The organism is Arboricoccus pini (genome assembly GCF_900187945.1).
Classification (GTDB): Bacteria; Pseudomonadota; Alphaproteobacteria; order Geminicoccales; family Geminicoccaceae; genus Arboricoccus; species Arboricoccus pini.
Genome location: NZ_FYEH01000004.1, coordinates 172,362 through 191,535, shown reverse-complemented (window position 1 = coordinate 191,535; position 19,174 = coordinate 172,362). Strand labels below are relative to the sequence as shown.

At 63.9% G+C, this 19,174-nt stretch carries 18 protein-coding genes; 10 read left to right on the top strand and 8 right to left on the bottom strand.

Translation table 11 applies throughout. The annotated features are described in order from the left end of the window. From CFB17_RS07300 to CFB17_RS07290, 3 genes are all read left to right on the top strand, one after another. A complete protein-coding gene (locus CFB17_RS07300; RefSeq protein WP_088560746.1) occupies window positions 1–774 on the top strand; it encodes an SDR family NAD(P)-dependent oxidoreductase in 774 nt (257 codons plus the stop codon). Window positions 775–876: 102 nt separating this feature from the next. Continuing rightward, the gene (locus tag CFB17_RS07295; RefSeq protein WP_088560745.1) at window positions 877–2,142 is read left to right on the top strand and encodes an NAD(P)/FAD-dependent oxidoreductase; all 1,266 of its coding nucleotides are present in this window, start codon (window positions 877–879) and stop codon (window positions 2,140–2,142) included. A gap of 145 nt (window positions 2,143–2,287) precedes the next feature. Beyond that, complete coding sequence (locus CFB17_RS07290) at window positions 2,288–2,521, top strand: hypothetical protein (protein WP_088560744.1); 234 nt, start codon at window positions 2,288–2,290, stop codon at window positions 2,519–2,521. Between the two features lie 45 nt (window positions 2,522–2,566). Here the strand turns inward: CFB17_RS07290 and purH are convergent, their stop codons facing one another. The 5 genes from purH to CFB17_RS07265 form a co-directional block, all read right to left on the bottom strand. Further along, entirely contained in the window at window positions 2,567–4,114 is a 1,548-nt protein-coding gene (gene purH, locus CFB17_RS07285) for a bifunctional phosphoribosylaminoimidazolecarboxamide formyltransferase/IMP cyclohydrolase (protein WP_088560950.1), read from the bottom strand. Window positions 4,115–4,140: 26 nt separating this feature from the next. Then, window positions 4,141–5,469, bottom strand: coding sequence for an RsmB/NOP family class I SAM-dependent RNA methyltransferase (locus CFB17_RS07280; RefSeq protein ID WP_243389784.1), 1,329 nt, complete (start codon window positions 5,467–5,469; stop codon window positions 4,141–4,143). Between the two features lie 47 nt (window positions 5,470–5,516). Then, a complete protein-coding gene (locus tag CFB17_RS07275; protein WP_088560743.1) occupies window positions 5,517–7,103 on the bottom strand; it encodes a lysine--tRNA ligase in 1,587 nt (528 codons plus the stop codon). A gap of 76 nt (window positions 7,104–7,179) precedes the next feature. Continuing rightward, window positions 7,180–7,758: a GNAT family N-acetyltransferase gene (locus CFB17_RS07270; RefSeq protein ID WP_088560946.1), complete on the bottom strand. Its 579-nt coding sequence runs from the start codon at window positions 7,756–7,758 to the stop codon at window positions 7,180–7,182. Between the two features lie 501 nt (window positions 7,759–8,259). Next, window positions 8,260–9,393 carry an Mrp/NBP35 family ATP-binding protein gene (locus CFB17_RS07265; protein ID WP_088560742.1) on the bottom strand — a complete coding sequence of 378 codons (1,134 nt, stop codon included), beginning with the start codon at window positions 9,391–9,393 and terminating at the stop codon, window positions 8,260–8,262. Between the two features lie 362 nt (window positions 9,394–9,755). On the opposite strand from CFB17_RS07265, the gene hflK reads away from it, so the two are divergent. From hflK to CFB17_RS07245, 4 genes are all read left to right on the top strand, one after another. Beyond that, window positions 9,756–10,949 (top strand): FtsH protease activity modulator HflK, encoded by a 1,194-nt coding sequence (hflK, locus tag CFB17_RS07260; RefSeq protein ID WP_088560741.1) that lies wholly within the window; start codon window positions 9,756–9,758, stop codon window positions 10,947–10,949. After that, entirely contained in the window at window positions 10,946–11,878 is a 933-nt protein-coding gene (gene hflC / locus CFB17_RS07255) for a protease modulator HflC (RefSeq protein ID WP_088560740.1), read from the top strand. Before hflK ends, hflC begins: the two co-directional genes overlap by 4 nt. Before the next feature lie 84 nt (window positions 11,879–11,962). Then, window positions 11,963–12,166: a DUF2065 domain-containing protein gene (locus CFB17_RS07250; RefSeq protein ID WP_088560739.1), complete on the top strand. Its 204-nt coding sequence runs from the start codon at window positions 11,963–11,965 to the stop codon at window positions 12,164–12,166. Window positions 12,167–12,245: 79 nt separating this feature from the next. Next, on the top strand, window positions 12,246–13,766 hold the full coding sequence (locus CFB17_RS07245; RefSeq protein WP_088560738.1) for a Do family serine endopeptidase: 1,521 nt from the start codon (window positions 12,246–12,248) through the stop codon (window positions 13,764–13,766). 23 nt (window positions 13,767–13,789) lie between these two features. Here CFB17_RS07245 and CFB17_RS07240 read toward each other — a convergent pair whose 3' ends face one another. From CFB17_RS07240 to serB, 3 genes are all read right to left on the bottom strand, one after another. Next, the gene (locus CFB17_RS07240; RefSeq protein WP_088560945.1) at window positions 13,790–14,080 is read right to left on the bottom strand and encodes a c-type cytochrome; all 291 of its coding nucleotides are present in this window, start codon (window positions 14,078–14,080) and stop codon (window positions 13,790–13,792) included. Window positions 14,081–14,202: 122 nt separating this feature from the next. Continuing rightward, the gene (locus CFB17_RS07235) at window positions 14,203–15,465 is read right to left on the bottom strand and encodes a PQQ-dependent sugar dehydrogenase (RefSeq protein ID WP_088560737.1); all 1,263 of its coding nucleotides are present in this window, start codon (window positions 15,463–15,465) and stop codon (window positions 14,203–14,205) included. Between the two features lie 89 nt (window positions 15,466–15,554). Further along, window positions 15,555–16,463, bottom strand: a complete 909-nt coding sequence (gene serB / locus CFB17_RS07230; protein ID WP_088560736.1) for a phosphoserine phosphatase SerB — start codon at window positions 16,461–16,463, stop codon at window positions 15,555–15,557. Window positions 16,464–16,489: 26 nt separating this feature from the next. On the opposite strand from serB, the gene miaA reads away from it, so the two are divergent. From miaA to CFB17_RS07215, 3 genes are all read left to right on the top strand, one after another. After that, window positions 16,490–17,434: a tRNA (adenosine(37)-N6)-dimethylallyltransferase MiaA gene (gene miaA / locus CFB17_RS07225; protein WP_165769476.1), complete on the top strand. Its 945-nt coding sequence runs from the start codon at window positions 16,490–16,492 to the stop codon at window positions 17,432–17,434. Window positions 17,435–17,602: 168 nt separating this feature from the next. Further along, window positions 17,603–18,553, top strand: coding sequence for a TerC family protein (locus tag CFB17_RS07220; protein ID WP_088560943.1), 951 nt, complete (start codon window positions 17,603–17,605; stop codon window positions 18,551–18,553). A gap of 52 nt (window positions 18,554–18,605) precedes the next feature. Then, a complete protein-coding gene (locus CFB17_RS07215; RefSeq protein WP_088560734.1) occupies window positions 18,606–19,058 on the top strand; it encodes a DUF4112 domain-containing protein in 453 nt (150 codons plus the stop codon). Window positions 19,059–19,174 lie beyond the last annotated feature (116 nt).

Below are 19,174 nucleotides of genomic sequence, written 5' to 3'. Positions count from 1 at the left end.
ATGTATCTCGAGATGTTCAACCTGAAGGGCCGGACTGCCGTGGTGACCGGCGGTGGCCAGGGGATCGGCTTTGCCTGCGCACAGGCGCTGGGCGAGGCGGGTGCCAAGGTCGTTGTGGCGGAATTGCTGGCCGATCGCGTTGAGAAGGCCGTCGCCGAATTGAAGGCGCTCGGTGTCGACGCCTATGGCGCAGAGCTCGATGTCACTGACTCGAAAGCCGTTGCGGACCTGGCCGCGAAAGTGGCGGCCGACCATGGCGGTGCGTCGATCCTCGTCAACAATGCCGGCATCGCCTTTTCCGACGTCAAGGCCGAGGACACCAGTGACGAGCACTGGGCCAAGCATTTTCGCGTCAACGTGGACGGCGTCTTCTATTGTTGCCGCGAGTTCGGCAAGCTGATGCTGGCGGCTGGCAAGGGTTCGGTCGTCAATATCGGTTCCATGTCCGGCTTCATCGTTAACAAGCCGCAGCCGCAATCCTTCTACAATGCCTCCAAGGCAGCCGTGCATCATCTGACCAAGTCGCTGGCCTGCGAGTGGGGTGCGCGCGGCGTTCGCGTGAATTCGGTTGCCCCCACCTATATCGAGACGCCGCTCACCCTGTTTGGCGCCCAGAACCAGGAGATGCTTAAGACTTGGCTCGATATGACCCCGATGGGCCGTATGGGTCAGCCGCATGAGATCGCCTCGACTGTCCTCTTCCTGGCGTCCGACGCCTCGAGCCTCCTGACGGGCTCGATCATCGCCGCCGATGGCGGTTATACCTGCTGGTGATCGCCGCGCCCGCGGGAGGCGCCCGCAGGCTGCAGCTTTCGACGCGTCAGAAAACAATCTAGAACCGCCGGCATTCAATTTTTCCGGGGCACAAGCGGCTACATGGCGGACGCAGTCGATAAGCGAACGATCATCATCATCGGCTCGGGGCAGGGGGGCTACCAGATGGCGGCTTCCCTGCGCGACGAAGGGTTTGACGGCCGTCTTCTCCTCATCGGCGACGAGCCGGGATTTCCCTACCAGCGGCCGCCGCTGTCCAAGGCCTACCTGACGGGCAAGACAGTGGAGGAGGCGTTGCGTCTCCGGCCGCCCGCCTATTATGCCGACAAGAAAATCGAGCTGATCGAGGGCAGGCGCGCAACGGCGATTGACCGCGCCGCCCGCCGTGTCGTCCTCAATGACGGCCAATCCCTGGTCTATGACGAGCTGGTGCTGGCGACGGGTGCGCGCAACAGGACCCTCCACGTCCCCGGCCATGATCTGGACGGCATCTTCTACCTGCGAACCCTGGCCGACGCCCAGTCGCTGAAGGGAAGCATGGCCGGCATAAGCCGGGCTGTCGTGATTGGCGCGGGCTTCATTGGCCTGGAATTCGCCGCAGTGGCGCGGGCGGCCGGCATCGACGTCACGGTCGTCGAGGCGACGACGCGTCCACTCGGCCGCGCTCTGTCACCCATCACCTCGCAATATTTCGTCGACGCCCACGAGGCGTGGGGCACGCGGTTCGTCTTGGGTACGGGTATCTCGCATTTCGACGGCGTGGGGGGACAGGTTACGCATGTCGTGACCCAGGATGGCCAGCAACTGGCAGCCGATCTGGTCCTGGTCGGCATCGGCGTTCTGCCAAACCAGGAACTCGCGGCCGAGGCCGGCCTTGCCTGCGAGAATGGCATCGTCGTCAACCAATTCCTGCGCACCGAAGATCCCCATGTCTCGGCGATCGGCGATTGCTGTCTCTATCCGAGCTTCTTCGCCGCCGGACCGACACGATTGGAATCGGTGCAAAACGCCGTCGATCAGGCGCGCAACGTCGCGGCCCGGCTCATGGGCAGGCCGACACCCTACGCGGGTATACCTTGGTTCTGGAGCGACCAGGGCGACCTTAAGCTGCAGATCGTCGGCCTCACCGGCGGTCACGACAGCGCCGTGGTCCGCGGGGATCCGGCGGGACGCAAATTCTCTGTCTTCTGCTTTGGCAATGGCCGTCTTCTTGGCATCGAATCGATCAATCAGGCAGGTGATCACATGGCCGGGCGCAAGCTACTCGCCGGTCATCACGATCTGACACCGGACAAGGCGGTCGATCTTGAGTTCGACCTTCGCCTTTATGCCAAGGAGATCCCCCCGGTTGCGCGAACCGACGATTGAAGGTGGACACTTCGCCACAGGAAAAATAGCTGCGCCGGGCGAGTTTTGCGTTAAGCTTTAGGGCGCTCACGACGCGGGGACATTCGTTGCTCGTGATGCCGGTCACTTGGATCGTCGACGATAGAACGAATCGGAGGACCTAGGGATGCTAACACAGATTGACCGTCGTACATGGCGGAGGACCGAGGCCGAACTGGCCTTCTGGCCCGTCGTGATCACGTCCTACCAAGTACAGGATCATTGGGAGTGCGCGATCGAGGCGCAGCGGGTCGGGACCACCATTGCCCGTTCCTCGGGGCGTAGCCGCGAACTCGCCATCGAGCAGGCTCGCCAGACAGCCGAGGAGCGGCTCTCGCGTCAGCGGATCTTTGCTCACTGATCGCTGGCAAGGCCGCTCCGGGCAGGCGTCGTTGCGCCCCTCCGCCTAGTGCCGGAAGTGTCGCATGCCGGTGAAGAGCATGGCCACGCCCTTTTCGTTGGCCGCCTCGATTACCTCGCTGTCTCGCACCGAGCCCCCAGGCTGAATGGCGGCGGTGGCACCGGCGGCAACAGCGGCATTCAGCCCGTCGGCAAAGGGGAAAAAAGCGTCGGAGGCGACGACACAGGGGCCCGCACCCGGGCCTTCCGCCATGCGCTTGGCGGCAATCCAGACCGAATCGACCCGGTTCGTCTGCCCCATGCCGATGCCGACAGTGGCACCGTCACGTGCCAGGACGATCGCATTCGACTTGACGTGCTTGACGACCTTCCAGGCAAAGGCGAGGTCGCGCATCTCGTCGGTCGAGGGCGGACGCTGCGTCACGCATTTGCGATCGGTCTCGGCAACCTCCCCGAAGTCACCCTCCTGGGCCAGAAAGCCGCCACCGAGCGAGCGATAGGTGAGCGTGTTGCGGTCTTTGGGCAGCAGGCCGCCTGTCGTCAGCACTCGCAAATTCTTCTTCGTCGCCAGGATAGGGAGCGCCGCCGCCGCGACCGAGGGGGCGATCACGACTTCGAGGAAGAGCGCGGTTAGCTCTTGCGCCAAGGCAGCGCTGATTTCGCGGTTGATCGCCACAATGCCGCCAAAAGCGCTGACCGGGTCGGAGGCCAGCGCCTTCTTCCAGGCCATGGCTGGATCTTCGGCGATCGCGACGCCGCAGGGATTGGCGTGCTTGATGATAGCGACAGCCGGCTCATCGAAATCACAGACGAGCTCGAAGGCGGCGTCTGTATCGGCCAGATTATTGTAGGACAGATCCTTGCCCTGCAATTGGGTTGCTGTCGGCAGGCCAGGCCGGCCGGGCTCGGTGACATAGAACGCCGCTGCCTGGTGCGGGTTCTCGCCGTAGCGGAGCGCTTGGCGGCGGGTGCCGGCGATCGTCATCCGTGCCGGAAAGGGCTGCTTCAGCTCGCGGGCGAACCAGGAGGCGATGGCAGCATCGTAGGCTGCTGTCCGGGCAAAGCATTTGGCCGCCAGTAGGCGGCGCGTCTCAGCGGTGGTGCCGCCCTCGGTGATCTCCGCTAGGACGAGGGCATAATCGTCGGGGTCGACGATAACAGCTACCCCCTCATGGTTCTTCGCTGCCGAGCGCAACATGGCGGGGCCGCCAATGTCGATATTCTCGATCGTCTCCTCGAAGTCGGCACCGCGCGCGACCGTCGCCTCGAAGGGGTAGAGATTGACGACCAAAAGGTCGATGGGGGCTATCGCATGCGCCTCCATGGCGGCCTGATGGTCGGCATCGTCGCGCCTGGCCAGAAGGCCCCCATGGATCATCGGATGCAGCGTCTTCACGCGCCCGTCCATCATCTCGGGAAAGCCCGTGAGGGCGGCCACCTCGCGGACGGGAAGTCCGGCGCCGGCCAGCGTTTTCGCTGTCCCGCCCGTCGAGACGAGCTCTACTCCTCTAGCGTGCAGGGCCTGGGCGAAGGCCAAGATTCCCTCTTTGTCGGAGACTGAAAGCAGTGCCCGGCGGACTGGTCTGCGAGACATCGACATTTCCAACTAAAGCTGAACGATTAATGTGATGAGCGACGAAAGCGGGCGATGAAAAATCCGTCGAGCCCGCCGGCCGCATCGAGATGCGAGGGCAAGGTGCGCACGCAGCCATCGGCGTTCACCGCCATCTCGAGCCCCGGCAACTCCTCAGGGCTAACTGGGTCGAGACGCATGCGCCCATTTTGGCGACCCAGAAAGGGCTGGACCTGCGCTTCGCCCTCTTCGATTTGCAGCGAGCACACGGCGAAGACGAGACGGCCGCCTGGTGCCAGCATCTCCGCCGCCGCATCGAGCATCCGCCGCTGGCTCTCGACCTGGCGCTTAATGTCGTCGGGTTTCCGGTTGCGCATGGCGTCCGGGTGACGGCGAATAGTGCCGGTGGCCGAGCAGGGGGCGTCTAAAAGAATGAAGGGAAAGGGATGGGGCGGGCGCCATGTGAGCGCGTCCCCCGCGACGATCTCGGCCTCCAGCTTCGTGCGCGCGAGGTTGGCCTGCAAGCGGGCCAGCCGGTCGTTCGAGATATCGAGCGCGGTAACACCGGCCCCTTCGGCCGCAAGCTGCATGGTCTTGCCGCCGGGTGCCGCACCAATGTCGAGGACGGCATGGCCTTTGACGTCTCCCAGGAGCCGGGCCGGGAGATTGGCTGCCAGATCCTGGACCCACCAGGCGCCGTCTGCAAAGCCCGGCAGTTCTTCGATCGCCCCGTGGGGCCGGCGGATCACGCCGCCCGGCATGATCGTACCGTCGAGAAGTTCCGCCCAGTGCGCGGGTTCGCTCCTGACGGCGATGTCCAAAGGGGCCTCGCGCAGATGAGCCGCAGCGATGGCTTCTGCCGTCGCCGGCCCGTAGGCGGCGTTCCAGCTCTCTAAGAGCCAGGGGGGCGTATCGAGGAGGGCGGCCTCCGCCTCGCTCCGGGCGGGCGGACCGCCGGCTGCCACCTTGCGAAGGACGGCATTCAGCATCGGCACGAGATGCGCAAGCCTCTTGCCGGCGAGGCGAATCGATTCGTTGACGGCCGCGTGGGGCGGCGTTTTCAGGAACAAAAGCTGTGCCGTGCCCAGTCGCAGGATCTGGATGGCCTGGCGCTCTTTGGGGGCGAAGCGCAGATGCGGGCGGAAGGCGGCGTCGATTTCGCCCAGTCGCCGCAAGACGGTCAAGATGAGCAGGCGGGCGAAGGCGCGGTCGCGCCGCTCGAGCCTGGCCGTCGTCGGGTGGGCGTCGAACGCCTCGTCTGCTGCCGCCTGCTGATCGAGGACGAGATCCAGCACGTCCGCGGCCACCTGTCGTGCCGAGGAGGCGGGCGCCCGGGAGTCGACCGGCAGGCCGCTGCCGGAGCGACGTCGCGCCAAGCCGTCGCGTTGCAGTCCGCGACCTTGTCCGCTTTGGCCGCTCCGGCTCAGGGCAAGAGCCTCCCGGCCAGCGCCGCTTCGAACAAAGCGCGCGATTCGGGAATGCCATAGACGCTGATGAACGAGCCGAAACGCGGTCCCTCGCTTTGGCCCAAAAGCACCTCGTAGAGGGCCTTGAACCAATCGCGCAGATTGTCGAAGCCGTGCCGCTTACCGGTCTCGTAAAGCTCGTTTTGCAGAGTTTCCGCCGGGCAATCGCCAGGTGCTTTCGCCAGCCAGGACGCGAATTCCTGCAGGGCCAGGCGCTCCTGCTCGCTGGGTGACCGATAGTGCTTCGCCGGCTTGACGAAGTCCTGGTAATAATTGACGGCACCGTCGACGAGCTTGGCCAGCTTCGGGCTGGTCGAGGGATCGACGCCCGGCGCGTATCGGCTGATGAAACCCCAGAGAATGGCGCCATTATCGGCGTTGACGACGCTGGCGAGGTTCAAGAGCATGGCGAAGGAGAGGCCGGTCGGCAGCCGGTCGTCGGGCACATTGCCGTCATGGATCCAAAAGGCTGGATTGGAGAGCGCCTGCTTCTCGTCCTGGCGCGTGAGCGCATCTAGCTGCTGCTCATATTCATCGACGTGTCGGGGAATGACGTCGAAATAAAGCCGCTTGGCGGCCTTGGGATCCTTGTACATGAAGAGCGAAAGGCTCTCGCGTGTGCCATAGCGCAGCCATTCGTCGATGGTTAGCCCATTGCCCTTCGACTTGCTGATTTTCTGTCCCTGTTCGTCCAGGAATAATTCGTAGTTGAAACCCTCGGGCGGATTGCCATCCAGGATGCGGGTGATCTTGGATGACAGCTTGACCGAATCGATCAGATCCTTGCCCGACATTTCATAGTCGACATCGAGGGCCGCCCAGCGCATCGCCCAGTCGCACTTCCACTGCATCTTGCAGTGCCCGTCGGTGACCGGAACCTCGGTCAGCGTGCCGTCCTCGTCCCGAAAGACCACCGTGCCGCTGGCGGGGCGGCACTCCTCGATCGGCACCTGGAGCACGCGGCCGGTCTTGGGCGAGATGGGCAGGATCGGGCTGTAGGTCGCACGGCGCTCCGGCCCGAGCGTCGGCAACACGACGTCGCGGATGGCGTCGTGGCGCTCCAGCACCTTGAGCAGGGTGGCGTTGAACTCTCCGGACTTGTAGGCGTCCGTGCCACTCTGGAAGCTATACTCAAAGCCGAAGGCGTCAAGGAAGGCCTGCAGCCGTGCGTTCATGTGGGCGCCATAGCTCGCATGCGTGCCGAACGGATCGGGAATGGCCGTGAGTGGCTTGCCCAGAAAGCCGGTGACCATCGCCTGGTTAGGGATGTTGTCCGGAACTTTGCGTAGGCCGTCCATGTCATCGGAAAAGGCGATCAGTCGCGTCGGCATGCCCGTCAGGCGCTGGAACGCTTGGCGAACGAGGCTGGTTCTGAACACTTCGCCAAACGTTCCGATATGCGGCAGGCCGGAGGGACCATAGCCCGTCTCGAAGAGCGCATAGCCTTTGGCCGTAGGCCGCTTGTCGAACCGTGCCTGAACCTTCAAGGCTTCGGTGACGGGCCAGGCCTTGCTCGCGGCAAGAACCGCAGGCGCTATCGACATGAGAACTCTCGGATTGGCTGTTCGTGGCGTGAGCGCCGCAATCTAGGCGAAATGCCGGGCACCTGCCAGTAGCTGGCTATACCGCCAGCGCCAGCCGGGGATGTGCTATCGACATCACCACGTTTCTCAAGATGTTCTCACTAGCGGGCTGAGCTGGCAACTCGATCGTCCCGGTAACCTCGCCATCCTCGTAGGATGTGCGCGCGCCGAATTCCTGCGCCAGATGAATCATCGGCGCGTTGCGAGCCTCGCAAATGAGCACGACGCGGCTAAGGCGGAGATCGCGTGCCCGCTCGAGGGTGCGCGTGAACAGCATCCGGCCGATGCCGCGGCCTTGAAGGCCGCCTTCGACGGAGAATGCCGCCTCGCCAGTGGGCCGGGAAGCGGCCGGAATGAGATGGAGTTCTGCCACTGCTCGCAGCGTTTCCTCGACGAAGGCGCCGATCAGGAGGCAGGCCGTATCTCGGCGCAGGGGAGACGTCGCTGGAATGTCGCCACCGCAAAAGCGCAAGGAACGGTCATGCGTCGACAGCCGACGGAGATGGGCTTCGTAGGCTTCTTCGTCGGCCGGCCCCAGCAAGCGGATTGCCATGGCGGCGGGCAGTATGGCGACCGAGCTGCGAACCGGCGGGGAGGATGAGAATTTCGCGGCCATGACGACAACCTTGAGGCGATGCTGCATCGCACAATAACGCGGCCATGGGCTCGGTCAGAAGGTTTATTCCCGCATTGCCTCCATGTTGTCTCACATCGGATCAGGACGCCAACGCCAGGGGCCGGAACGCCCCTTCATCCCTATCCGTCGATGATGATTAGGGCGGCAACGGTGAGCAGCCAGATGCCGGCCATGGTCACGCCGATCGCAACGTACATGCCTTACCTCCCTGCGTGCGAGGATCAAGTCCGCAAGGTAGCGTCTCATACGGCGCTTCGCTGTGTCACAGATTATAGTTGCGTTGGAATCGAGCGCGAAAATGCGTGGTAAAAATGTTGCGCGCTTGGAATAGCCCCGCCTGCGACGATGACGTCGCTGCACAAGCGAAGCCCCATTACGAACAACGCTCCTGAGCCGCCGAGCCGCGATCCCCACAGCTCCAGCCTCGAAGCCGCCCAAAAGGCTTGGCGGCGGGAGACCGGCTTGCCGCCATATCGAGCGCTAATCGTAGCTGATGGTGGGAGCGGCGCGCGTGGGAGCCAGAGCCAGGCCCTCGATCACGCGCTGGCCGATCTCGAGATAGGCGAGTGCCTGCGGGCTGCCGGGCTGACTGACGACGATGGGCGTACCGCCGTCCGAGGTCTCGCGGATGACGGGATCGAGGGGGATCTCGCCCAGGAATGGAACCTCGTACCGCTTGGCGCAGGCGCGCGCGCCGCCATGGGCGAAGATCTCGGTGCGGTGGCCGCAATTCGGGCAGCAGAAATAGCTCATGTTCTCGACCACGCCCAGGATCGGTACATTGACCTTCCTGAACATGTTGATGGCCTTGCGCGCATCGAGGAGGGCGATGTCCTGCGGCGTCGAGACGATGACCGCTCCGGCCAGGGGGACGCGCTGCGCCATCGTCAGCTGGGCATCGCCTGTGCCGGGCGGTAGGTCGACGACGAGGACGTCGAGGGGACCCCAGTCGACGTCGCCCAGCATCTGCTGCAGGGCGCTTTGCACCATGGGACCGCGCCAGATCATCGGCGTTTCCTCGTCGACGAGGAAACCCATCGACATGATGTTGACGCCGTGCGCCTGCATCGGACGCAGGCGCTTGCCGTCCGGTGTCGAGGGGCGGCCGCTCATACCGCTCATGCGCGGGATGGATGGCCCGTAAATATCGGCGTCGAGCAGCCCCACGCGCCTGCCGCCGGCAGCTAGCGCCATCGCCAGGTTGATGGCGGTCGTCGACTTGCCGACGCCCCCCTTGCCGGAAGCTACCGCGATGATCGCCTTCACATCCAGGCCAAGCGGAGCCCCTGGGCTGGCGGGCTGGCCGGGTGAGGGCTGACTCGGCGCGGCATGGCTGTGCTGTGCTGCGGGTGCGCTGCCGGCCGGGCGCTCGGCGGTCAGGACAGCCGTGCAGGAGGTGACGCCCGGTAGCGCCTTGACCGCCGCTTCGCAGGCTCGGCGGAGCGGTTCCAGGGCCGGTGCCTCGCGCGGGTCCACCTCGATCGCAAAGCCGACGTTCCCGCCTTTCACGACGACGCCGGATATTAGGCCCAGCGAGACGACATCGTCGCCGAGGCGGGGGTGGGGGACGCTCTTGAGCGCCGACAACACGGCATCGTGCAGGGGATCGGACATAATTGCGGCTCCTGAAAATCTTCCGCAATGTAGTCGTGCATAACCTTAAGTGCTACGCACAAGGGCGCTCGCCGACCGTGCGGCGTTGTCGAAGGATTGGAGTGGGCGGTGGCAAGGAGCGAGTCCGGCGGCCTTACCTGCAACGGGCGCGCTGGTGAGTATAAGGGGGGCTGCAGGGAGGATCAGGCGCAAGACGGGCGGCTGGATAGGTCGATGCGGCGGTGACGGCGTCTGCGATAATCCGTTCAAGGAAATCGCGTGAACTCTCTGTCCAATCGTTGGTTCAGGCGCGCGTCGGCGGCCGAATCGACGGCCGAAGCACGATTTAATAGACATTTAAACAGAGGAGCACGGAAGCAGGGATGCCCTGGAACAGTCAAGGTGGTGGCGGCTGGCAAGGCGGGCAGGGCCCGTGGGGCAACCGACCGAATGGCAATAATGAAGGCGGCCAGCCGCCCGACCTGGAAGAATTGCTGCGCCGCAGCCGGGACAAGATGCGCCAGTTCCTGCCCGGCGGTAGCGGTAGCGGTGGCGGTCTGAAGTCGAAGCGGGGCCTGCTCCTCGTGGGCGGCGTGCTCGTCATCGTCTATTTGCTCTCGGGGGTCTATCGCGTCGAGCCCGAGGAGCAGGGCATCGTCCTGCGCTTTGGCAAGGAGAACCGCATCGCCACGCCGGGCCTGAACTATCATTGGCCGGCGCCTTTCGAGAGCGTCGAGACGCCCCAGGTCACGCGTGTCAATCGCGTCGAGATCGGCTTCAGGCAGGGCATGCAGCCGGTTGCGGGTCGCAGCTCCAGCCAGGACCTGAGCGATGAGGCGCTGATGCTGACAGGCGATGAGAACATCATCGACATCAACTTCGTCGTCCTCTGGCGCATCTCCGATGCTGCCCATTACCTCTTCAACATTCGTGATCCGGCCAGCACGGTTAAGGCAGCAGCCGAGAGCGTGATGCGGGAGATCATCGGCCAGACGCCGATCGTCCAGGCGACCACGGAGGGGCGCCGCGCGATCGAGCAGCGCGCGCGCGAGCAGCTCCAGTCGCTTATGAACGATTATGGCGCGGGCATTGCGGTTGACGAGGTCCAGTTGCTCAAGGCCGACCCGCCCCAGGAAGTCATCGACGCCTTCCGCGACGTGCAGCGGGCGCAAGCCGACCGGGAGCGCGCTCAGAACGAGGCCGAGGCCTATGCCAACGATGTGATCCCGCGCGCGCGAGGCGATGCCGAGCGCGTCCTGCAGGAATCGCAGGCCTACCGGCAGGAGGCGGTGGCGCGCGCCACCGGCGAGGCCCAGCGCTTCGAATCGGTGCTGGCCGAATACAGTAAGGCGCCGGCGATCACGGCGCAGCGGATCTATCTCGAGACGATGGAAGACGTTCTTTCGCACGCCAACAAGACGATCCTCGACGACAAGCAGATCGCCAAAGGCGTCGTTCCCTACTTGCCACTGCCCGGACTGGATCAGCGTGGTCAGCCGCGCGTCCCAGCTCCCTCCAGCGATTCGAATGGGGCCGCCACGCTAGACGACCCCGGCGCGGCCGGAGACACGCCATGAACCGCGCCTTGGTCATCGTCGTCAGCCTTGTCATCATCCTGGTACTCCTGGCCTGGGGAGCGCTCTACACGGTCGACGAGCGGCGCCAGGCGCTGGTTCTCCAGTTTGGCGAGCCGATTGAGAATGGTGTCGTGCGACAAGCCGGCCTCCACGTGAAGCTGCCCTTCATCCAGCAGGTCACTTATTACGACAAGCGTGTCCTCGATTTCGATGCGCCGCAGATCGAGCTCGTGCTCGGCGATCAGAAACGGATCGTCGTTAGCGCCTTTGCCCGCTATCGCATCGTCAATCCGCTACTCTTTCGCCAAGCTTCCGGCGACGAGGTCGATTTTCGGACGCGGCTGGAGCCCATCACCTTCTCCACGCTCCGCAGCGTGCTGGGCGAGACCTCTTTGACGCAGTTGCTCTCGAACGATCGGACGGCGATCATGAATCGGATCAAGAGTGAGGCCAACCGCGCTCTCGAACGATTTGGCGTCGAGGTCGTGGACGTTCGCATCAAGCGTGCGGATCTGCCCGAGGAGAACAGCGAGGCCGTCTTTAGCCGCATGCAGACGGAGCGTGAGCGTGAGGCACGCGAGCTACGCGCGCAGGGTGCGGAACTGGGCCAGCGAATCAAGAGCCGTGCCGATCGTGAAAGGCGCGTCATCATTGCGGAAGCGGAGAAAACGGCTGCAATCACGCGTGGCGAAGGTGATGCCGAGGCAGTGCGGATCTTTGCCGACGCCTATGCCAAGGACAGCGGCTTCTTCGAGTTCTATCGCTCGATGCAGGCTTATCGTGCCGCCTTGTCGGACGGTTCCACCAACATAATTCTGACCCCGGACAACCAGTTCTTCCGTTATTTCGACGATCCGACGGCCTTACCGTCGGGCAAGGGCGCGGCTGGTGCCAACGCGCAGGCGGGTGTCCCGGCGAGGCAGCCTTGATGAGGCAAGGACAGCAGGACCCGGGCTTCGGCTCGGGGGCGACCGCGGGGCGTCCATGGCTAGCTGGAATGTGATGTGCAGAGGATGGTCGGTGGGGGTCTGGGAGATTTCCTGGTCGGTATGGGGCTCGTGCTGGTGATCGAGGGTGCCCTCTGGTCCCTGTTTCCGAACGCCATGCGTCGAGCGAGCCGGGCGATCCTCGCCCTGGATACGCCGATCATCCGAGGAACCGGCTTGGCAGTCGCTGTAGCCGGCGTAGGCCTTGTCTGGTTGGTGCGGCACCGCTAGCGGTGCCGGTTTGCTCGTCACTTGCAGCATCCTTGCTGGCGTCGGAAGATGATGGCTGATGGGATGAGGAAGCCAGGACATGAAGGACGGTTCGTCGACATCGTACGTCGGGGCCAACGGCCGGCGGCTGCGCGCTCTGGCTTTGGCTACCATGCTCGTGCCAGCGACGATGGCGAGCATCGCTGCCTACAACCCGGTCCTGGCGCAAGCGCAGACGGGCCCCAATGCCGGGTTCGCCGATCTAGTGACCAAGGTCGCCCCCTCGGTTGTCGCCATTTCGAGCATGCGCTCGGGTGCAGAAGGCGCTGGTCCGGAAGAGAGCATGCCGATGCCGCAGGTCCCGCCCGGGTCGCCGTTTGAGGACTTCTTCAAGGATTTCTTCGATCGCCGGCCGCAGCAGGACGCGCCCCGGCGAATGGCTTCGATGGGCTCGGGCTTCGTGATCGATCCGCGCGGCTATATCGTCACCAATAATCACGTCATCGCCGATGCGGATGAGATCAAGGTCACGTTCAGCGACGACAGCGAATATACGGCAAAACTGATCGGACATGACACGAAGACGGATCTGGCGCTGCTCAAGATCGAGGGCGACAAGCCCTTTCCGGCAGTGGAGTGGGCCGATAGCGATCAGGTGCGAATCGGCGACTGGATGATTGCGATCGGCAATCCCTTCGGTCTGGGCGCCAGCACGACGGCAGGCATCATCTCGGCGCGTGGACGCGACATCCGGGCTGGTGCCTATGATGATTTCATCCAGGTCGACGCGGCGATCAACCGGGGTAATTCTGGTGGGCCCAGCTTCACGCTGGATGGTAAGGTGTTCGGCGTGAACACCGCCATCTTCTCGCCCTCGGGTGGCAGTGTCGGCATCGGCTTTGCCATTCCCTCCAACCTGGCCCGGCCGGTCATCGCCAGCCTGATGGAAACAGGACGGGTGGCCAGGGGATGGCTGGGCGTACGCATCCAATCCGTCACCAAGGAAATCGCGGACGGCATGGGCTTGCCTGTGGCCGACGGCGCTCTCGTCGCCAGCGTGACGCCGGGCGGGCCGGCCGAGCAGGCAGGCATAGAGGCGGGCGACGTCGTCCTCGAGTTCGACCACAAGCGCGTCACGCGGATGCGTAGCCTGCCTCGCCTCGTCGCCGAGACGGCGGTCGGCAGCGATGCCGATGTCCTGATCTGGCATAAGGGCGCGCAGCAGACAGTCAAGGTGAAGCTGGGCCAGTTGCCCGATGACGACCAAGTGGCCGATCTGGGCTCGCAGCCCCAGTCGCCGGACGCGCCATCGGCCCAGTCGGCGATCGAAGATCTCGGATTGACCGTCAGCGAACTCACCGACGCGCTCAAGGCGAAGTTCAAGATCGCCGATAGCGCGCATGGTCTGGTCGTTACCGAGGTAGTGGATAATGGGCCGGCTGCGGGCGAAGGACTAAAGCCCGGCGATCTCATCATCGAGGTCGGTCAGGAAGAAGTGTCCGATGGCGCCGATCTCGACCGGCGCGTCAAGGCCGCCAAGGAAGAGGGCAAGCATGCTGCTCTTCTCCTGGTCGATCGGCAGGGTGATCTGCGTTTTGTCGCTCTGCGCTTTCGCAGCTAAGGGTGCTTTTGCGGCTGAATGGCCTATTGCTCAGCCGGGATGATGTCGATCTCGATCGAGCTGTAATAGGCCGCAAGATCGGCGATGTCCTTGTCGCTCAAGGACGGGGCGACGATGGACATCGCATCATTCTTGCGGGTTCCGTCGCGGAACTCGCTCAGGGCTTTGACGAGGTAATTCTCTACTTGGCCCGCCAGGTTGGGGGCCTCGGGCACCTGGCTCTTGCCGTCCAGGCCGTGGCAGCCCTGGCAACTCGTAGCCTTTCGTCGTCCTGCCGCCCGGTCGCCGGTTTCGGCCTGAACTGGATGCGTCATCGAGGGAATGAGGCTGGATAGAAGTAAAACCGCCGCCAAAGCATGCTTCTGCTTGATCAAGGCGATTGCCTCCTTGCGGGCAGGTCACGACCGTGCCCGGGGGCACGGCCAGATGATTGCGTTTACTCGTCGCTGTAGTCGATCCGGTAGATGGCCCCGACCGAATCGTCGGAGACCAGCATCGAGCCATCCTGCATGACGGCCACGTCGACAGGTCGACCGAAATATTCATTATCGGGGCTGAGCCAGCCCTCGGCGAAGGGCTCGGCCGGGCCGGCAGTGCCGTCCGCCCTGACCGGGATGAACATGATTCGCGCACCGACGGGCCTCGAGCGGTTCCAGGAGCCATGCTCGGCTGTGAAGATGCCGCCTCGATATTTGGCCGGGAACATCCGGGCGGTATAAAAGGTCATGCCGAGGTCGGCTGCATGGGGCGGCAGTTCGACAACGGGCGGGACCACGCCTCGCGGCGGCGTCTCGTCCTTGTATTCCACCGTGCGCACCGTGCCGCCGCCGAACCAGGGGAAGCCGAAATTCTGGCCGGGACTGATCGCGTGATTGAGTTCGCCGGGAGGTTGGTCGTCGCCCATGCCGTCCACCTGATTGTCGGTGAACCAGAGGGTCCGGTCGACAGGGCTGAAGTCCAGGCCGACTGAATTGCGCACGCCGCTGGCAAAGATCTCGCGATTGGCGCCGGTCTGGTCCATCCGCACGATCCCGGCCATGCCAACTTTGTTGTAAAGGTCGATCTTGTCCTTGGTTGGCACGTTGAAGGGCTCGCCCAGCGTCACATAGAGCTTGTTGTCGGGGCCGATCCGACAATAGCGGGCCGTGTGGTTGAAGCTCTCCTCATCGACGGGGATCAGGTCGCCCTGCTTGACGACCACGGCCGCTGCGACATCGGGATTCTCGTAAAAGAATTCGGCGGCCGGGAAGCCCAAGATGCGGTTTTGCTCGGCGATGTAAAGAATGCCGTCCTTCGAGAAGCAGACGCCGTTTGGTACCTTGAAGGCGATGCCCGGTACGAATTCCTTTACCTCGTCGGCCACGCGATCCTTGTCGCGGTCGGTGACGACATAGACCTTGGTCTTGCGGGTGCCGACGAAGATGACCCCGGCACTCGGGCCGATCGCCATCTGCCGGGCGTCGGGGACGATAGCAAAAAGGGAGATCTTGAAGCCTGCGGGCAGTTTGATCTTTGTCAGATTGCGGGCGATCGCGTCGGCTCTCCGGCCTGTCTGAGCCACCGGAGGCGGCTCTGCGGTGCCGGCGGACTTGAAACCTTCGAGTTTCTCGAGGGTCCGGCTGCTCGTGGATTCCTGCGCGGACGCCGCCACGGCCAGGGCACTCGTCGCGGCGAGCGCCAGCAATAACGTTCTTTTCATCTGCCTGTCCCTGTTGTCCAGCTTAGGTGCCGGTTGCACGTCGAGATTGGACGTGCGGTGCGCCCGCCGCAAGCAGGGAGAAGGCTCTCTCAGGCGGGCGAAGCGAACGCCTCGCGGCAATAGCCCTGGAGGAACAAAAGGGCCGTCAGATCGCCATGATCGATGACGACGCGACCGGCCGCAAGGGCCGCCTCGCGGACTCGGGAGTGGCCCATGAAAATGACGCCCAGACCCGCAGCCTCGACCATGGGTAGATCGTTGGCGCCATCGCCGACAGCCATCGTTTGCAGGGGCTGCAGACCCGCCGCCTTCGACTCTGCTTTCAGCCGCGCCAGCTTGGACGCGGCATCGCGGATGGGTGGCACCAGCCGTCCCGTCAAACGGCCATCGACGATCTCGAGTTCGTTGGCGTCGTCATCGTCGAAACCCAGAAGTTCTGCCACATAGCGGGTGAAGGGCTTGAACCCGCCCGAGACCAGGACAGTGCGTACACCGTCCCGGCGCAGCGTTGCCAGCAAGTCCGCAGCACCGGCCATGGGCCTGACGCGGTTGAGGCAGACCTCGTCGATCACGGCCTCGGCGAGCCCCGAGAGCAGGGCCACGCGCTCCTCGAGCGCACGCCTAAACTCGATTTCGCCATTCATGGCGCGTCGCGTTATGGCGGCGACCTCGCCCTTGATCTTCAGCCGATCGGCCAATTCGTCGATGCATTCAACGGTGATCATGGTGCTGTCCATGTCGGACAGGAAAAGGCGTTTGCGGCGTTCGGCTGCGGGCACGATGGCGATGTCGACGGGCGCTCCTGTGAACAGCTCTCGCGCACCCGCCAAGACATGTTGGGGTGCCCGGGTCGTGGCGAACTCGACGGCTTCACCGGGCGACAGCCAGCGCGGGTGGCTGCCCGTAAGCGATTCCAGCGCTGCGATGCGTTCAAGGGAGAGGGCATTCGCGACCGCCCCTTGCGGCCGGGCCTGGATGAGGCAGAGGATATGAGACATCGGGCAACTCAGCGATGGGAAGGATCATGGCGCCACGCGCGCTGGTCGTGATAGGGGGCACGACCGCCAGCGGCAAGTCGGCTTTGGCCATGGAGGTGGCGAGGGCGATCGACGGGATCATCGTCAATGTCGACAGCCAGCAGCTTTTTGCCGACCTGCCCATTTTGACGGCACGGCCCACAGCGGCGGACGAGGCGATGGTTCCGCACCGGCTCTATGGCGTGCTCGAGGCGACATCGCAGCCTTCGGCCGGCCGATGGCTCGACCTTGTGGCTCCGTTCCTCGCAGCAAGGGATGAGCGTCCGCTCGTCCTTTGCGGCGGCACGGGCCTTTACCTCAAAGCGCTCTTTGAGGGTATCGTCGCGATGCCGGCGATACCCGCGGCGCGACGCGCGGAGCTGGCGAGGGAGACGGCTGCCGCTACTACCTTGGAGCTGCATGCGCGGTTGGCGGCGATCGATCCGGTGATGGCGGCACGGCTGCGGCAAAGCGATCGGCAGCGCATCCTACGGGCACTCGAGGTCGTGCTGGAAACCGGCCGTTCGCTGGCCGAATGGCAGGCAGGTCCGATTGCGCGTCAGCCGCTGCCCTCCTGCATCGTCGGTCTGGCCCTTGTGCCGCCGGGCGAGCGGTTGGCGCAGCGGATCATGACCAGGCTCGAGGCGATGATCGAGGCCGGTGCGCTCGATGAAGTCAGCCGGCTCCAAGCGCGCCTTGGCGATTTCGATCGGCTGCCGATCGCCAAGGTCCATGGGGCGCGCGAACTTCTGGCAGTGGTGCGCGGCCAGGCAAGGCTCCCTTCCGTGCTGGAGCCGATCGCGGCGCAGATCCGCCAATATGCCAAGCGCCAGCGGACCTTCCTGCGTCATCAACTGACCGGGATCCAGCCGCTGGCAGCCATCGCCGATGATCCATCGGTCGGGACCGTCATCGAGGCCATGATCCGAGAGGTGCTGGCAAGCCGCCCTTGAACACCCTGCCTTGATACCTATCTCTGAGGCAATCCGGTGACCGGGCCCCTCTGGCAAGCAGAACTGCTTGTGATGTCGGCATCTGGATGAACGTCCGATAACCGCATGGAGGGGCCGGTGGACGCGATTGCCGTCATCAATTTACCTGAGTTTCTGTTTTTCGACGCCATGGGCAAGCCGCTTTGGATGTGGGTTGCCTTCATGGGTGTCGTCGCTGCCTTGCTGGCTCTCGATCTGGGCGTCCTCCACCGCAAGGATCGGCCGATCGAGATCCGCGAGAGCGTGATCATGAGCGGCTTCTACATCGCTATCGCACTTCTCTATGGCAGTTGGGTGCTCTGGAGCCTGGGCAGTGAGACGGGGGTCGCCTATTTCACGGGCTATTTCATCGAGAAGTCGCTCTCGCTCGATAATGTCTTCGTGATCGCCCTCATCTTCTCGCATCTCGGGGTGCCGCGCGAATACCAGCACCGCGTGCTCTTCTGGGGTATCCTGGGGGCCATCGTCATGCGCGGCATCATGATCTTCGCCGGCGCGGCGCTGGTCGCGAATTTCGCCTGGATCCTCTACGTGTTCGCGGCCTTCTTGATCTTCACCGGCGGCAAGATGCTGCTAACGAAGGACAGCGAGCCCGCCATCGAGAACAACCCCATCTTGAAGTTCCTCAGGCGGCGTTTTCCGGTGACGGACAAGGTGGACGGGCATCACTTCCTCACCCGCCTGCCGCGCCGGGGCAAGATGGTCACGCACATGACGCCGCTTTTGGTGGCGCTGGTGCTGGTCGAGTTGGCGGACGTTGTCTTCGCGGTCGATTCGGTGCCGGCGATCTTCGCCATCACACAGGATCCGTTCGTCGTCTTCACGAGCAACATCTTCGCGATCTTGGGCCTGCGCGCGCTCTATTTCGCGCTGGCGGCGGCGATCCACCGTTTCCGCTACCTGAAGCCGGCCCTGGCGCTGGTGCTGCTCTTTATCGGCGGCAAGATCATCGCGACGGGCTTCGTCGGCCATGTGCCGCCCTTGATTTCGCTCGCGGTCACCTTGGCGATCCTGGCGGGCGGTATCGTCTGGAGTCTTGTCAAGACCAGGGACGAGCCAGCCGTGACGGCTTCGCACTGAACCGAACCCTAAAGGCCCTTCATTCCAACAACGAAGCGTGGATGTATCTGACATGGTCGCACAGGATTTTGGTGGTTCCTTCAATGCCAGCTTTGCCGGCGCCGGCCGGCGCCGGGAGCGCGGGGCAGCCGGACGCGAGGCCGCAAGGCGGCGGATGGAGAAGCTCGCCTACCTCTTGGATAACGCCGTGCGCGTACCGGGCACCTCCTTTCGGATCGGGCTCGATGGTATGTTGGGCTTGGTGCCCGGCATCGGCGACGCGCTGGGCTCGATCCTCTCCCTTTGGATCATCGTCGAGGCGCACAATCTCGGCATGCCCAAGACGGCGCTCGCCCGCATGTTGGGCAATGTCGGGCTCGATTTTGCGGTAGGCGCGGTACCTGTAGTGGGCGATCTCTTCGATTTCGCCTTCAAGGCCTCGACACGCAACATGCGGATCGTGCGCCGCTACATGGAGGCTATGGATGGACCCATCATCGAGGGTGATTATCGACCCGTTGACTGACACAGTTTGGGGTCCGCCACTCTGTATTATTGTTTGATTGACCCTAAGCAGCGCTGGAACTACCTTGCGCGACCCCATGCATGCCGGTTTTGCAGGCAGGCATGGGGTTTTTGTGC